We start from the raw sequence: 16,519 nt of genomic DNA, 5'->3' as shown, positions 1-16,519 counted from the left end.
CCGGTGGCCGGCGCACAAAAAAAGCCCCGCATTCGCGGGGCTTTTTGCTGGGCGATGCGACGCTCGGCCGCGTCCGCGATCAGGTCCCGCCCGCCGGCGTGTTCGCCGCCGTCAGGCGCTCGCCGCCGCCGTTGTCGAGCCAGTTGCGCACGCGCGACGCATCGGCGAAACGCGAGTACTTGCCGAACGAATCGAGCAGCACCATCACGATCGGACGGCTGTGAATCGTCGTCTGCATCACGAGGCACTCGCCCGCTTCGTTGATGAAACCAGTCTTCTGCAGGCCGATGTCCCACGAAGGATTGCGCACGAGCGCATTCGTGCTGTTGTACGCGAGCGTCCGCTTGCCGGTGTTCACCTCGTAGCTGCGGTCGGTCGAGAACTTGCGGATGAGTGGGTACTGATACGCCGCGTTCACCATCTTCACGAGATCGCGCGCGCTCGACACGTTCTGGCTCGACAGCCCAGTCGAGTTCTCGAAATGCGTGTCGGACATGCCGAGCGCCTTCGCCTTCGCGTTCATCGCGGCGATGAACGCCGGACGGCCGCCCTGGTAGTAGCGCGACAGCGCGGCCGCCGCGCGGTTCTCCGACGCCATCAGCGCGATGTGCAGCATGTCCTCGCGCGACAGCACCGAGCCCACCGACAGGCGCGAACCCGTGCCCTTCTCGTAATCGCGATCCTCGTCGGTCACTTCGACCTCGTCGGTGAGCTGCGACTTCGAATCGAGGACGACCATCGCGGTCATCAGCTTCGTGATCGACGCGATCGGCACGACCGCGTGCGAATTTTTGTCGAAGAGCGGCTCGGACGTGTTCTGGTCGACGACGTAGGCGACGCTCGAGCGCAGCGCGAGCGAATCGGGCGTGTCGTGCAGGCCGAACGCCTGGCCGACCGACGGCGGCCGCGGCTGGAACGCGACGCGGCGCACGCCGCTGTGGTGACGGCCGTTCGACACGTAGGTCACGCGCTTGCGCGCGCCTTTCGCGCGCGGTTCGGCGCTCGACGACGCGGCGCGCAGTGACTTCTTCGCCGCGCTCTTCTTGCCTTTCGCGCTCTGCGCGGTCTTGGCGGTGGCGGCGAACGCGTCCGCGGGCGCGACGGCGGCCGTCGCCACCATCAGCGAGACGGCGACCGAAACGGCGGTGCCGAGCGCCACGCTCTGCATCATCCTGAGCGGTGCAAACAGTTGGGCTTTCATTGGGGTCCGAACAAAACGGCGGGAGGTTTCCGCAAGTGTAGTAAAAGCTGAAAAATAAGCAATATTAGGCACTTACCGATCTTCGTTAAACCGAAATGTAAGAATCGATCGTACCAGACCAATCGGCCCCGTCTCTTCCATCGAAAAATACGATGAAGAAAACGAAGCTCCCGACGCGCGCGACACACAAATCACCCACCGGTTGACCAGAATATCGGCGGCGCGACGGACAAGCTGAAGCAGGGGAAACCACGAATTCGACAGGCGAAGCGGGCCGGACGACCCGCCGATAGGCACGGCGGCGGGCGTTGACGCCCGCCGCCGTGCCGAAAACAGCGACCGCTTCGACATGCCAGAATGTTAAACGTTCCGTCACTCCGATCGGTTTACTCGCGTCGCGATGGTGCACTCTCGTGCGTGCGGCGGGCCTCCGAACCGGCTCGGGACACACGCTGAAACCGATCCCACCGAGACATTGCAAACTATTGTTTTGTCTAGAAATTGTCAGGTTTGTGCAATGCACCAAAAGTACTTGACATTCAATTCTGGCGCCCTAAAATAGAATCCATTGTTGCGTTGCACAAAGCAGTTTCAGGTATCTGTTCCCCAAAGTTGTGCCCTTTTCCTTCACGATCCCCGATCGAACTTCAGGAGCATGAACATGTCTTTGCTGACCCCCGAGCAAATCGCCGCTGCCCAGAAAGCTAACATCGAAAGCCTCTTCGGCCTCACGACGAAGGCGTTCGAAGGCGTCGAAAAGCTGATCGAACTCAATCTGCAAGTGGTGAAGTCGACGCTCGCTGAAAGTCAGGAAAACGTGCAGCGCGCGCTGTCCGTGAAGGACGCGCAGGAACTGCTCGCGCTGCAGGCGAGCCTCACGCAGCCGATCGCCGAGAAGGTGCTCGCGTACGGCCGCCACGTGTACGAAATCGCGTCGGCCACGCAAGCCGAATTCGCGAAGGTCGCTGAGGCGCAGTACGAAGAACAGAACCGCAAGGTGCAAGCGCTCGTCGACAACGTCGCGAAGAACGCGCCGGCCGGCTCGGAAACCGCCGTCGCCGCGCTGAAGTCGGCGATCAACGCCGCGAACACGACGTACGAAACGGTGCAGAAGGCCGCGAAGCAAGCGGTCGAAATCGCCGAAACGAACTTCAACGCCGCCGCTGCCGTCGCCACGAAGGCGGCGAATACCGCGGCCGCCGCGTCGCGCCGCAGCACCACCGGCGGCAAGACCGCGTAAGCGCCGGCGGCATCATCTGCTCGTTTGGGGAAAGCCGCGCATCTGCGCGGCTTTTTTCTCGGCCGAGAATGTCCGCCGCGCCGGGCGTCTTGTGCGCCCCCGCAAAATGAAACGGCGCCTCCCCTTGCTGGGGGAGGCGCCGTTTCTTCGTGCGGCCGCTGCGTGACGGCCGCGCCGCTTACTTCTTGCGCTGCGGCGGCAAGTCCGTGCAGACGCCTTCGTACAGCTCGGCCGCCATGCCGACCGATTCGCCGAGCGTCGGGTGCGGATGGATCGTCTTGCCGATGTCTTCCGCGTCCGCGCCCATCTCCACCGCGAGACACACTTCGCTGATGAGGTCGCCCGCGTTCAGGCCGACGATGCCGCCGCCGATCACGCGGTGGGTTTCCTCATCGAAGATCAGCTTCGTGAAGCCCTCGTCGCGGCCGTTCGCGATCGCGCGGCCCGACGCGGCCCACGGGAACACGGCCTTGCCGTACTTGATGCCTTCGGCCTTGCACTGATCTTCCGTCTTGCCCGCCCACGCGACTTCCGGATCGGTATAGGCCACCGACGGAATCTGCAGCGCGTCGAAGTACGCCTTCTCGCCGTGCGCGGCTTCCGCCGCCACGTGGCCTTCATGCACCGCCTTGTGCGCGAGCATCGGCTGGCCGACGATGTCGCCGATCGCGAAGATGTGCGGGACATTCGTGCGCATCTGCGTGTCGACGTCGATGAAGCCCCGATCCGTCACCGCAACGCCTGCCTTGTCGGCGCCGATCTTCTTGCCGTTCGGGCTGCGGCCGACCGCGACCAGCACGAGGTCGTAGCGCTGCGGCTCCGCCGGCGCCTTCTCGCCCTCGAACGTCACGTAGATGCCGTCGTCCTTCGCTTGCGCGCCGACCGTCTTGGTCTTCAGCATCACGTTGCCGAAGCGCTTCGCGTTGTACTTCTCCCAGACTTTCACGAGATCGCGGTCCGCGCCCATCATCAGGCCGTCCATCATTTCGACGACGTCGATCTCGGCGCCGAGCGTCGAATACACCGTCGCCATTTCGAGGCCGATGATGCCGCCGCCGATCACGAGCATGCGCTTCGGCAACTGGCGCAGTTCGAGCGCGCCCGTCGAATCGACGACGCGCGGGTCCTCCGGCATGAACGGCAGCTTCACGGCCTGCGAGCCCGCCGCGATGATCGCCTGCTTGAACTTGACGATCTTCTTGCCGCCGTCCGTCTGCACTTCGATGTGGTGCGGATCGACGAACGCGCCGACGCCCGTCACCACGTCGACCTTGCGCGCCTTCGCCATGCCGGCGAGACCCGTCGTCAGCTTCTTGACCACGCCGCCCTTGAAGTCGCGCAGCTTGTCGAGATCGACTTGCGGCTTGCCGAACGAAATGCCGTGCGCGGCGAGCGCCTGCGCCTCCTCGACGACGAGCGCGGTGTGCAGCAGCGCCTTCGACGGAATGCAGCCGACGTTCAGACACACGCCGCCGAGCGTCGAATAGCGCTCGACGAGCACCGTCTTCATGCCGAGATCGGCCGAGCGGAACGCGGCCGAATAGCCGCCGGGGCCGGCGCCGAGCACGAGCATGTCGCACTCGACGTCGGCGGCGCCGCCGAAGCTGCCGGCTTGCGGCGCGGGCGCGCTCGCCGGTGCGGCTGCGGCCGCTGCCGGCTTCGCCGGTTCGGCGGGCTTGGCCGGCGCGGCCTCGGCCGACGCCTCGACGAGCGCGATCACCGTGCCTCGCGAGACTTTGTCGCCCGGCTTGATCTTGATTTCCTTCACGGTGCCGGCGACGTCGCTCGGCACTTCCATGGACGCCTTGTCCGATTCGAGCGTGAGGAGCGTCTGCTCCTTTTCGATCACGTCGCCGGGCTGGACGTTGACTTCGATGACGTCGACGCCGGTGAAATCGCCGATATCCGGAACCTTGACTTCGATGAGACTCATGTACCGTCCCCTTCTTGATTAACTGCTGACAGACGGAGGGAAAACTCGCGAATTGAACCTGAACTACGGCCTGACTGGAGAACGGGAGCATGGGCAGGACCACCTTTGCCGTCCGCCCAAGGACGCGCCTTTCTTTTGGTTACTTTTCTTTGGAAGACAAAGAAAAGTGACCGCCGCCCCGCGCAGGAGCGACGCCAGCAGACCGTTAGGAAAGCAAGTTCAACGATGAAACGTGGATAACCGACAAAAAACCCACGCCCCCGCGAGCCTCCCCGCTCATCAAAGAATCACGCGACGGAAGTCGCCGAGAATCGCGCCGAGATACGCATTGAACCGCGCGGCTTCCGCGCCGTCGATCACGCGATGGTCGTACGACAGCGACATCGGCAGCGTGAGGCGCGGCACGAACTGCTTGCCGTCCCACACGGGCTTCGTTGCGCTGCGCGACAGGCCGAGGATCGCCACCTCCGGCGCGTTGATGATCGGCGTGAAATGCGTGCCGCCGATGCCGCCCAGCGACGAGATCGAGAAGCAGCCGCCCTGCATCTGGTCCGGCTTCAGCTTGCCCTCGCGCGCCGCCTTCGACAGTTCGCTCATTTCCTTCGCGATGTCGACGAGGCCCTTCTTGTCCGCGTCGCGAATCACCGGCACGACGAGACCATTCGGCGTGTCGGCGGCGAAACCGACGTGGTAGTACTGCTTGAAGACGAGGTTGTCGCCGTCGAGGCTCGCATTGAACGTCGGGAACTTCTTCAGCGCCGAGACGACCGCCTTGATCACGAACGCAAGCATCGTGAACTTCACGCCCGCCTTCTCGTGCTCCTTGTTCAGTTGCACGCGCAGCGCCTCGAGCTCGGTGATGTCCGCTTCGTCGTTGTTCGTGACGTGCGGGATCATCACCCAGTTGCGATGCAGATTCGCGCCCGAGATCTTCTTGATGCGCGACAGCGGCTTCGCCTCGATCGGGCCGAACTTCGTGAAATCGACCTTCGGCCACGGCAGCAGGTTCAGCTCGCCGCCGCCCGCCGGTGCGGCTGCCGCGGCGGGCGCCGCGCGTTGGCCCGTCATCACGCCCTTCACGAACGCGGTGACGTCTTCCTTCGTGATGCGGGCCTTCGGGCCCGTGCCCTGCACGCGCGACACGTCGACGCCGAGCTCGCGCGCGAACTTGCGCACCGACGGCGACGCGTGGCTCGCGCGATACTCGCCGCTCGCGGCAGGCGCGAGCGCGGCGGCGGGCGCCGCTCGCGGCGCGGGTGCGGCGGCGGGTGCAGGCGCGGAAGCCGCCTGAGCAGGCGCCGGCGCCGCCTGAGCGTGCGCCGCCTGCGGCGCGGCCGCGCCGCCGCCCGCCGCTTCGAGCACGACGATCAGCGAGCCCTTCGACACCGCATCGCCCACCTTCACCTTGATGGCCTTGACGACGCCCGCGGTCGGGCTCGGCACGTCCATCGTCGCCTTGTCCGATTCGAGCGTGACGAGCGACTGCTCGGCCTCGACCGTATCGCCGACCTTCACCGATATCTCGATGACGGGCACGTCCTTGTAGTCGCCGATGTCCGGCACTTTCACGTCGACCGTGCCGCCGCCGGCGGCCGGCGCGGGCGCCGCCGCGGCAGCGGCGGGCGCCGGCTGCGGGATGGGCGCCGCGGCGCCGTTCGCCTGCGCGGGCTTAGCGGCCGCTTGCGCGCCGTCGAGCAGCACGATCAGCGAGCCCTGCGACACCGCGTCGCCGACCTTGACCTTCACTTCCTTGACCGTGCCGCCGACGGGGCTCGGCACGTCCATCGTCGCCTTGTCGGACTCGAGCGTGACGAGCGACTGCTCGGCCTCGACCGCATCGCCCGGCTTCACGAGCACTTCGATGACGGGCACGTCCTTGTAATCGCCGATATCCGGCACCTTGACTTCGATCGCTTGACTCATCTGTTTCAGTCTCCTGTCGATCAGCGTCGCCGCGCGGGCGGCCGACTCTGATCCCATGCAAGGCGGAGCCGCGCCGCCCGCCCCGCCCTCGTCGACGAAAGCGGAAACGGGCGCGCGGCGTCACGCGGCGCGTGCGTTAAACCGTCATCGGGTTGGGTTTGGCCGGGTCGAGCTCGTACTTCGCGATGGCGTCCGCCACGACCTTGCGGTCGATCGCGCCTTCGTCGGCGAGCGCGTTGAGCGCCGCGACCGTGACCCAGTACCGGTCCACTTCGAAGAAATGGCGCAGCGCCTTGCGCGTGTCCGAGCGGCCGAAGCCGTCGGTGCCGAGCACGACGTAGCGGCGATCGACCTGGCCGCGAATCTGGTCGGCGAGCGCGCGCACGTAGTCGGTCGACGCGATCACCGGGCCCTGCGCGTCCTTCAGGCACTTCTGCACGTGCGACAGGCGGCGCTCCTCGGCCGGATGCAGCAGGTTCCAGCGCTCGACTTCGTGGCCTTCACGGGCGAGCTCGGTGAAGCTCGGCACGCTCCACAGATCGGCCGCGACGCCCCAGTCGTTCTTCAGCAGATCCGCGGCGGCGATCACTTCGTTGAAGATCGTGCCCGCGCCGAGCAGTTGAACGCGCGGCGCCTTCTGATCGGCGTCGGCTTTCTTGAACGAGTACATGCCCTTGATGATGTCGGCCGCCACGTGCTCGCCCTGCGGAATCGCCGGATGCTCGTAGTTCTCGTTCATCACGGTGACGTAGTAGTAGACGTCCTCCTGCTCCTGCACCATCCGGCGCAGGCCGTCCTGCATGATGACGGCGAGCTCGTAGCCGAACGTCGGATCGTAGCTCACGCAGTTCGGCACCGATGCGGCCCACAGCAGCGAATGGCCGTCCTCGTGCTGCAGGCCTTCGCCGTTGAGCGTCGTGCGGCCCGCCGTGCCGCCGAGCAGGAAGCCGCGCGAGCGCATGTCGCCCGCCGCCCATGCCAGATCGCCGATCCGCTGGAAGCCGAACATCGAATAGAAGATGTAGAACGGCACCATGATCTCGCCGTGCGTCGAGTACGACGTCGCCGCCGCGATCCAGTCGCACATGCCGCCCGCTTCGTTGATGCCTTCCTGCAGGATCTGGCCGGTTTCCGATTCCTTGTAGAACATCAGCTGGTCGGAATCCTCCGGCACGTACTTCTGGCCTTCCTGGTTCCAGATGCCGATCTGGCGGAACAGGCCCTCCATGCCGAACGTGCGCGACTCGTCCGGCACGATCGGCACGACGCGCTTGCCGAGCGTCTTGTCCTTCAACAGGATGTTCAAGATCCGCACGAACGCCATCGTCGTCGAGATCTCGCGGCCTTCGCCCGTGCCCTTCAGGAGCGGCTCGAACGCTTCGAGCGCCGGCACCGGCAGCGACTGCGCCTTCTCGCGGCGCTGCGGCAGGTAGCCGCCGAGGTCCATGCGCTGCTTGCGCATGTATTCGAGCTCCTTCGAGCCTTCCTCGAATTTCACGTACGGCACGTCGGCGATCTGCTCGTCGGTGATCGGCAGGCGGAACTGGTCGCGGAACTTCTTCAGTTGCTCGACGGGCAGCTTCTTCTGCTGGTGCGTGATGTTCATCGCCTGGCCCGACTCGCCCATCCCGTAGCCCTTGATGGTCTTCGCGAGGATCACGGTCGGCGCGCCCTTCGAGTTGCTCGCCTCGTGGAACGCCGCGTAGATCTTGTGCGGATCGTGGCCGCCGCGGTTCAGGTTCCAGATGTCGTCGTCGGACCAGTCGGCGACGAGCGCCTTGAGCTCCGGCGTGTTGAAGAAATGCTCGCGCACGTACGCGCCCGACTCCGACTTGTACGTCTGATACTCGCCGTCGACGACTTCCATCATGCGGCGCATCAGCGCGCCCGTCTTGTCGCGCGCGAACAGCGCATCCCAGCGGCTGCCCCAGATCACCTTGATCACGTTCCAGCCCGCGCCGCGGAATTCCGATTCCAGCTCCTGGATGATCTTGCCGTTGCCGCGCACCGGGCCGTCGAGACGCTGCAGGTTGCAGTTGATCACGAACACGAGGTTGTCGAGCTTCTCGCGGCTCGCCATGCCGATCGCGCCGAGCGATTCCGGCTCGTCCGTCTCGCCGTCGCCGAGGAACGCCCACACCTTGCGGCCCTGCGTCTTCGCGATGCCGCGCGCTTCGATGTATTTCATGAAGCGCGCCTGGTAGATCGCCATGATCGGGCCGAGGCCCATCGACACGGTCGGGAACTGCCAGAAGTCCGGCATCAGCCACGGGTGCGGATACGACGAGATGCCGTTGCCGCCAACTTCCTGGCGGAAGTTGTCGAGCTGGTTCTCGGTCAGGCGGCCGAGCAGGAACGCGCGCGAGTACACGCCGGGCGACGAGTGGCCCTGCACGAACACGAGATCGCCGCCGTGCTCGGCGGACGGCGCGTGCCAGAAGTGGTTGTAGCCGACGTCGTAGAGCGTGGCGGCCGACGCGAACGACGCGATGTGGCCGCCGACGTTCGTGTCCTTGCCCGCGCGCAGCACCATCGCGATCGCGTTCCAGCGCGTGTACGAGCGAATCCGGTGCTCGATGTCCTGGTCGCCCGGAATCTTCGCCTGGGCTTCGACGGGAATCGTGTTGATGTACGGGGTGTTCGCGGAGAAGGGCAGGTGCTCGCCGTGCATCCGCGCGAATTCGATCTGCTTTTCGATCAGGTAGTGCGCGCGGCCGGGGCCGACGGAGGAAATCACGCCGTCGAGCGCTTCGAGCCATTCGACGGTTTCCTGCGCGTCGTCGTCGCGTTCGGCCGCAACGTACTTCATCACTTCATTAGGTACAGCGGACATTCTCGTCTCCTGGGTGTCCTGGAATATGAAGATGGCCTTCGCGCGACGACGCATGCCGCCGGCTGCAACAAGCTCCCGCGGATTGTAAAGAGCGTCACACGCAGCGCGCAACAAAATTTTCGAATTATGAGATCATTTCTCGCAATACGAAATATTGCTGCGCCGCACCCATCCGATCGGCGTGTGCGGTTGATCATGCATCGATGATTCCGCTTTCGGTTCAACCTCTCTTGTACGCCTTTTGCGCATGGCGCGCTGAGCTACAATCCTGCCATGTTGACCGATCGGCTTTTCGCACGCTCGGCGCGACCGTCGGGCTCGCCGGCGGAGTCGCAGCCGTCCCGCTGGCACCACGGACCGTGGTGGTCCAACTCTTACCTGCTGACCCCCCTCCTGTCGATCCTGGTCTTTCTCGTGGTGATGAGCCTCATTCTGTGGAGCCTCAACCGCCGCGAGGAGCAGCAGCAGGAAGACACGCTGTTTCGCAACGTCGCGTGGGCCCAGCAGCAGATCCGGCTGTCGATGACGGGCGCGCAGGAGCAGCTTCAGGCGTTCGCGCGCGACATCGCCGCGGGCCGCGTCGACGAGCACGCGTTCCAGTCCACGGTCGGCGACGTGATGCAGGCGCATCCCGAGATCCTCTATCTGAACTGGTACACGGCGCCCGGCACGAAACGATGGCCGACGATGCAACTGCCGGTACTCGGCCAGCGGCTCGCGAAGCCGAACGACGCGCAGATGGACGAAGTCGTGCGCGGCGCGTACGGCGAGGCGCGCAGCACGCGCCGGCAATCGTATTCGCCGCTCGTCTACGACGACTTCGGCAACGGCTATCTGACGCTGCAGACGCCCGTGATCCGCGAGCGCGAATACCTCGGCTCGATCGCCGCGGTGTTCTCCGTCGAAGGGATACTGAAGCACGACATCCCGCCCGAGCTGTCCGCGAAGTACAAGATCTCGATCACCGACGCGAACAACCGCGAGCTCGCGTCGACGTCGTCGCGCCCGCGGCTGCCGCGCGACGCGCACTACGACCTGCCGCTCGATCCGCCCGGCCAGGGCCTCACGGTGCGCGTCTACGCGTACCCGCAGACGACGAACCTGACCAACAACACGCTCGTGTGGCTCGTCGCCGGCCTGTCGTGCTTCGTGCTGTGGAGCCTCTGGAGCCTGTGGAAGCACACGCGCCAGCGCTTCGAGGCGCAGCAGGCGCTGTACGCGGAGGCGTTCTTCCGCCGCGCGATGGAGAATTCCGTGCTGATCGGCATGCGCGTGCTCGACATGCACGGCCGCATCACTCACGTGAACCCGGCGTTCTGCCGGATGACGGGCTGGGACGAGAGCGACCTCGTCGGCAAGACCGCGCCGTTCCCTTACTGGCCGCGTGACGCGTATCCGGAAATGCAGCGCCAGCTCGACATGACGCTGCGCGGCAAGGCGCCGAGCTCCGGCTTCGAGCTGCGCGTGCGGCGCAAGGATGGATCGCTGTTCCACGCGCGCCTCTACGTGTCGCCGCTCATCGACAGTTCCGGCCGCCAGACGGGCTGGATGTCGTCGATGACCGACATCACCGAGCCGAAACGCGCGCGCGAGGAGCTCGCCGCCGCGCACGAGCGCTTCACGACGGTGCTCGAGAGCCTCGACGCGGCCGTGTCCGTGCTCGCCGCGGACGAAGCGGAGCTCCTGTTCGCGAACCGCTATTACCGCCATCTGTTCGGCATCCGTCCGGACGGCCATCTCGAGCTGTCGGGCGGCGGCTTCGACAGCGCGCAGGCGTCGTCGGACTCGATCGACATGGTCGACGCGTACGCGGGCTTGCCCGCCGCCGCGCTCACCGAGAGCACGGCGGACGCGCAAGAGGTGTACGTCGAGAGCATCCAGAAGTGGTTCGAAGTGCGCCGCCAGTACATCCAGTGGGTCGACGGCCACCTCGCGCAGATGCAGATCGCGACCGACATCACCACGCGCAAGAAGGCGCAGGAGCTCGCGCACCAGCAGGAGGAGAAGCTGCAGTTCACGAGCCGGCTGATGACGATGGGCGAGATGGCGTCGTCGATCGCGCACGAGCTGAACCAGCCGCTCGCCGCGATCAACAACTACTGCTCGGGCACGCTCGCGCTCGTGAAGAGCGGCCGCGCGTCGCCTGAAACGCTGTCGCCCGCGCTCGAGAAAACCGCGCAGCAGGCGCTGCGGGCCGGGATGATCGTCAAGCGAATCCGCGAGTTCGTCAAGCGCAGCGAGCCGAAGCGGCAGCCGTCGCGGGTCGCCGACATCGTCGCCGACGCGGTCGGCCTCGCCGAAATCGAGGCGAGAAAGCGCCGGATTCGGATCGTCACCGAAATCCGCGCAAGAATGCCTATTATTTATGTCGACCCCGTGTTGATCGAGCAGGTGCTCGTGAACCTGATGAAGAACGCGGCCGAGGCGATGCAGGAGGCGCGGCCGCAGGCGGAAAACGGCGTGATCCGCGTCGTCGCCGACCTCGAATCGGGCTTCGTCGACATTCGCGTGATCGACCAGGGTCCGGGCGTCGACGAGGCGACGGCCGAACGCCTGTTCGAACCGTTCTACAGCACCAAATCGGACGGGATGGGCATGGGGCTCAATATCTGCCGCTCGATCATCGAATCGCATCGCGGGCGTCTGTGGGTGGTCAACAACGTCGAGCCGGACGGCTTCGTGTCGGGCGCGACGTTCCACTGCAGCCTGCCCATTGGGGAACCGGAGGATCTCGGTCACCGATCCGAGACATCGCCATCACAAACCGTAACGGGAGAGATATGAATAGCCCTGTCACCACCTCTCAGGAAACCGTCTTTGTCGTCGACGACGACGAGGCCGTGCGCGATTCGCTGCGCTGGCTGCTGGAGGCAAACGGCTATCGCGTGCAATGCTTCTCGAGCGCCGAGCAGTTCCTCGATGCCTACCAGCCCGCGCAGCAGGCGGGACAGATCGCGTGCCTGATCCTCGACGTGCGGATGTCCGGGATGAGCGGCCTCGAGTTGCAGGAACGTCTGATCGCCGAGAACGCGGCGCTCCCCATCATCTTCGTGACCGGCCACGGCGACGTGCCGATGGCCGTGTCGACGATGAAGAAAGGCGCGATGGATTTCATCGAAAAGCCGTTCGACGAAGCCGAGCTGCGCAAGCTCGTCGAGCGCATGCTCGACAAGGCGAGAAGCGAAATCAAGAGCGTCCAGGAGCAGCGCGCGGCGAGCGAGCGCCTGTCGAAGCTGACCGCGCGCGAACAGCAGGTGCTCGAGCGGATCATCGCCGGCCGCCTGAACAAGCAGATCGCCGACGATCTCGGCATCAGCATCAAGACGGTCGAGGCGCACCGCGCGAACATCATGGAAAAGCTCAACGTCAACACGGTCGCCGATCTGCTGCGGCTCGCGCTGTCGAAGAAGCAGGCGTAAGCGCTTCTCTCCCCCTCCGCCGCCCGGCGCGCGCCGGGCGAGCGCGTTCTTTTGCGGCGCGACATTCCGCCCGCCCCAACCGGTTTGCGCTCCCGCTCACCCCATCCTCCGTTGCGCCGCGCCCCGTTTTCCATTCGTCTCGCGCGCCGCGCGTGGCGCGATTCGACTCGATCGATGTCGGGTGACGGCAGGCGGGCGGTATAATTCGATGCTTCGCTGCAGCGCAACCTGGCGCCGCACGCCCGCATCTCCAACCTTGTCAAGCAGATTCCCACCATGACAGCCACCCTGATCGACGGCAACGCCCTTTCGAAGACCCTGCGCGCGCAAGCGGCCGAGCGCGCCGCCGCGCTCGCCGCACGCGGCCACCGGCCGGGCCTCGCGGTGATCCTCGTCGGCGACAGCCCGGCGAGCGAAGTCTACGTGCGCAACAAGATCAAGGCGTGCGAGGACAACGGCTTCTTCTCGCTGAAGGACCGCTATCCTGCGACGCTCTCCGAGCCCGAACTCCTCGCGCGCATCGACGAGCTGAACCGCGATCCGAAGATCCACGGCATTCTCGTGCAATTGCCGCTGCCCGCGCACATCGACAGCCACAAGGTGATCGAGGCGATCGCGCCCGAGAAGGACGTCGACGGCTTCCACGTCGCGAACGCGGGCGCGCTGATGACGGGCAAGCCGCTCTTCCGCCCGTGCACGCCGTACGGCGTGATGAAGATGTTCGACGCGTACAAGATCCCGCTGCAAGGCGCGAACGCGGTCGTGATCGGCCGCTCGAACATCGTCGGCAAGCCGATGGCGCTGCTGCTGCTCGAAGCGGGCGCGACCGTCACGATCTGCCACAGCAAGACGCGCGACCTCGCCGCGCATACGCGCGCGGCGGACGTCGTCGTCGCGGCGGTCGGCAAGCGCAACGTGCTGACGGCCGACATGGTGAAGCCGGGCGCGACCGTGATCGACGTCGGGATGAACCGCAACGACGAAGGCAAGCTGTGCGGCGACGTCGACTTCGCGGGCGTCTTGCAAGTCGCGGGCCACATCACGCCCGTGCCGGGCGGTGTCGGCCCGATGACGATCACGATGCTGCTCATCAATACGATCGAAGCCGCCGAGCGCGCCGCCGCGGCGGCCTGACGGCGAACGGCGCCGGGAACCTCGCGGCGCACGCGCCGAGCCGCTTCGATCGGCGATTCCCGTGCGCGGACGGCTCGCCGGCACCCGCCCGCGGCCCGTGCCGGGCGATGCGGCGGCGCAGTAGCGATCGGCGGGCGATGGCCGGTGATGCCTGCCGTTGGCCCACGGTGCGCCCGCGGTGCGCCCACTGGTAGCCGATGGCCGCCGCGCGACGCCGGTCGCGCCATGCACCAGCGCCGGAACGCCGTCGGCGCCCGCAACCTGCCATCGCCTCTGAGCCCCGCCAAGCGTTCGCCGCCGCGCTGTACGCCATGGCCGCGCCCCCAGTGCCGCCACGCATGCGGCGGCCCTCGTCTCGCGGGGCACCCCGAGCAAGGCGCGCCGCGCGGGCGACCGACGGCCCGAAGAAGAGGCGCAATGGCGGATCTCGCGCGCCACCCCCTCCGCCCTCGCCGCACACATGCCGCACCCGCGCCGCCTGCGCGAATCGAACGGCCTTGCGCACGCCCGCTTCGACGCGCCGCCCGCGCGCGCCGTCCGGCTTTCCCCGCTGCGTACGCTCGGTCACCCATCGGCGCCCGGCGTTCCCGCCCCAATCGCTTCGTTAGAAACTATCGATTGGAAAGCGCGCGATGCGCCCCAATAATGTCGACATGAAGCGACGATCGGCGCCGTGCGCCGCCGTCATTCGCCTAACCCGAAACCGAAACCGCCAGGGAGCACTATGTCCGTCAGCGCAAACGCCAACCCGCTTCTCGATTTCTCAGGCCTCCCCCGCTTCGGCGAAATTCGCCCCGAGCACGCGACGCCCGCGCTCGACACGCTGCTCGCGAACGCGAACGACGCCGTCGAGCGCGCCGCGCGGCCCGACACGCCCGCGACCTGGGCGGCCGTCGTCGAGATCATCGAGCATGCGACCGAGCCGCTCGGCCGCGCGTGGGGTGTCGTCGGCCACCTGAACGCGGTCGCCGACACGCCCGAGCTGCGCGCCGTCTACGGCGAGAACCTGCCGCGCGTGACCGAATTCTGGTCGAGCGTCGGCCAGAATCTCGCGCTCTACGAGAAGTACAAGGCGATCGCCGCGAGCGCCGAATATCCGACGCTGTCCGTCGAGCGCAAGAAGATCCTCGACAACGCGCTGCGCGACTTCCGCCTGTCGGGCGCCGAACTGCCCGAGGACCAGAAGCCGCGCTTCGCGGAGCTGCAGGAGCAGCAGGCGGCGCTGTCGAAATCGTTCTCCGATCACGTGCTCGACGCGACGAACGGCTACGCATACTTCGCGCAGGGCGAAGACGAGCTCGCCGGCCTGCCCGCCGATGCGATCGCAGCCGCACGCGAGGCCGCGCAGAAGGAAGAGAAGGCCGGCTGGAAATTCACGCTGCACTTCCCATCGTATTTCCCGGTGCTGCAATACGCTCGGAACCGCGCGATGCGCGAGGCGATGTACCGCGCCTACGTGACGCGCGCGTCCGAGCTCGGCCCGCAATACGGCGACGGCAAGGCCGACTGGGACAACACGACGATCGTCGCCGACCAGCTCGCGCTGCGCCGCGAGGAAGCGCAGATGCTCGGCTATCACGACTTCGCCGAGGTGTCGCTCGCGCCGAAGATGGCGGAATCGCCGCAACAGGTGATCGCGTTCCTCGAGGATCTCGCGAAGCGCGCGCGCCCGTTCGCCGAGAAGGACTGGGACGAGCTGCGCGCGTTCGCGTCGAGCGAGCTCGGCCTCGCGGCGCTCGAGCCGTGGGACGTCGCGTACGCGGCCGAGAAGCTGCGCGAGCAGCGCTACGCGTTCTCCGAGAACGAGGTGAAGCAGTATTTCCCCGAGCCCGCGGTGCTGAAGGGCCTCTTCACCGTCGCCGAGACGCTGTTCGGCGTGAAGATCGCGCGCGACGAAGCGCCCGTCTGGCATGAGGACGTGCGCTTTTTCCGCGTCGAGAATCGCGACGGCTCGCTCGTCGCGCAGTTCTATCTCGACCTCTACGCGCGCGAAGGCAAGCGCGGCGGCGCGTGGATGGACGACGCGCGCTCGCGCGCGAAGCGCGGCGACGGCAGCGTGCAGACGCCCGTCGCCTATCTGACGTGCAACTTTTCGGCGCCGATCGGCGGCAAGCCCGCGTGCTTCACGCACGACGAAGTGATCACGCTGTTCCACGAGTTCGGCCACGGGCTGCATCACATGCTCACGCGCGTCGACGAGATCGGCGTATCGGGCATCAACGGCGTCGAATGGGATGCGGTCGAGCTGCCGTCGCAGTTCATGGAGAACTTCTGCTGGGAGTGGGACGTGCTGTCGTCGATGTCGTCGCACGTCGACACCGGCGAGCCGCTGCCGCGCGCGCTGTTCGACAAGATGCTCGCCGCGAAGAACTTCCAGAGCGGCCTCGGCACGCTGCGCCAGATCGTGTTCTCGATGTTCGACATGCTGCTGCACGTCGACTTCGATCCCACGGCGGACAACGCGAGCGTCAACGATTTCGCGCGCGAGATCAACGAGCGCTTCCACGTGATCCCGCAAGCGCCGTTCTCGCGCTGGCCGAACACGTTCAGCCACATCTTCGCGGGCGGCTATGCGGCCGGCTACTACAGCTACAAGTGGGCCGAAGTGCTGTCCGCCGACGCGTATGCGGCGTTCGAGGAAGCGGCCGGCTCGGCGGGCAGCGTGCTCGACGCGACGACGGGCGCGCGCTACCGGCGCGAGATCCTCGAAGTCGGCGGCAGCCGCGCGGCGATGGATTCGTTCAAGGCGTTCCGCGGCCGCGAGCCGAACATCGACGCGCTGCTGCGCCACAGCGGCATGGCGGACGCCGCGCCGGCGCGCGCGTAACGCAACGCA

10 protein-coding genes are annotated in these 16,519 nt (G+C 66.3%); 5 read left to right on the top strand and 5 right to left on the bottom strand.

The window, feature by feature from the left end:
- Nucleotides 1-79: 79 nt before the first annotated feature.
- Nucleotides 80-1,201, bottom strand: coding sequence for a D-alanyl-D-alanine endopeptidase (gene pbpG, locus WS78_RS06455; protein WP_038748814.1), 1,122 nt, complete (start codon nt 1,199-1,201; stop codon nt 80-82).
- A gap of 661 nt (nt 1,202-1,862) precedes the next feature.
- Here pbpG and WS78_RS06445 point away from each other — a divergent pair.
- Nucleotides 1,863-2,441 carry a phasin family protein gene (locus WS78_RS06445; protein WP_038748848.1) on the top strand — a complete coding sequence of 193 codons (579 nt, stop codon included), beginning with the start codon at nt 1,863-1,865 and terminating at the stop codon, nt 2,439-2,441.
- Between the two features lie 178 nt (nt 2,442-2,619).
- On the opposite strand, the gene lpdA is transcribed toward WS78_RS06445, so the two are convergent.
- The 4 genes from lpdA to WS78_RS37490 all read right to left on the bottom strand — a co-directional run bounded on the left by lpdA (nt 2,620) and on the right by WS78_RS37490 (nt 9,484).
- Complete coding sequence (lpdA, locus tag WS78_RS06440) at nt 2,620-4,374, bottom strand: dihydrolipoyl dehydrogenase (RefSeq protein ID WP_059577161.1); 1,755 nt, start codon at nt 4,372-4,374, stop codon at nt 2,620-2,622.
- Nucleotides 4,375-4,653: 279 nt separating this feature from the next.
- Entirely contained in the window at nt 4,654-6,297 is a 1,644-nt protein-coding gene (gene aceF / locus WS78_RS06435; RefSeq protein WP_059577158.1) for a dihydrolipoyllysine-residue acetyltransferase, read from the bottom strand.
- Nucleotides 6,298-6,433: 136 nt separating this feature from the next.
- On the bottom strand, nt 6,434-9,130 hold the full coding sequence (gene aceE / locus WS78_RS06430) for a pyruvate dehydrogenase (acetyl-transferring), homodimeric type (protein ID WP_038748808.1): 2,697 nt from the start codon (nt 9,128-9,130) through the stop codon (nt 6,434-6,436).
- Nucleotides 9,131-9,262: 132 nt separating this feature from the next.
- Nucleotides 9,263-9,484 (bottom strand): hypothetical protein, encoded by a 222-nt coding sequence (locus tag WS78_RS37490; protein WP_081989599.1) that lies wholly within the window; start codon nt 9,482-9,484, stop codon nt 9,263-9,265.
- Here WS78_RS37490 and fixL point away from each other — a divergent pair.
- From fixL to WS78_RS06405, 4 genes are all read left to right on the top strand, one after another.
- Nucleotides 9,404-11,914, top strand: coding sequence for an oxygen sensor histidine kinase FixL (gene fixL, locus WS78_RS06420; RefSeq protein ID WP_038748806.1), 2,511 nt, complete (start codon nt 9,404-9,406; stop codon nt 11,912-11,914). The two genes, WS78_RS37490 and fixL, sit on opposite strands and share 81 nt — an antisense overlap.
- Entirely contained in the window at nt 11,911-12,549 is a 639-nt protein-coding gene (gene fixJ / locus WS78_RS06415; protein ID WP_038748804.1) for an oxygen response regulator transcription factor FixJ, read from the top strand. The genes fixL and fixJ overlap by 4 nt, the downstream gene beginning before the upstream one ends.
- Nucleotides 12,550-12,825: 276 nt before the next feature.
- Complete coding sequence (gene folD / locus WS78_RS06410; protein WP_038748803.1) at nt 12,826-13,683, top strand: bifunctional methylenetetrahydrofolate dehydrogenase/methenyltetrahydrofolate cyclohydrolase FolD; 858 nt, start codon at nt 12,826-12,828, stop codon at nt 13,681-13,683.
- Between the two features lie 724 nt (nt 13,684-14,407).
- Entirely contained in the window at nt 14,408-16,510 is a 2,103-nt protein-coding gene (locus WS78_RS06405; protein ID WP_059577155.1) for a M3 family metallopeptidase, read from the top strand.
- Nucleotides 16,511-16,519 lie beyond the last annotated feature (9 nt).

The organism is Burkholderia savannae, from assembly GCF_001524445.2.
Taxonomy (GTDB): domain Bacteria; phylum Pseudomonadota; class Gammaproteobacteria; order Burkholderiales; family Burkholderiaceae; genus Burkholderia; species Burkholderia savannae.
The sequence above is the reverse complement of the archived record's forward strand: the minus strand, read 5'-3'. Positions and strand labels throughout refer to the sequence as shown.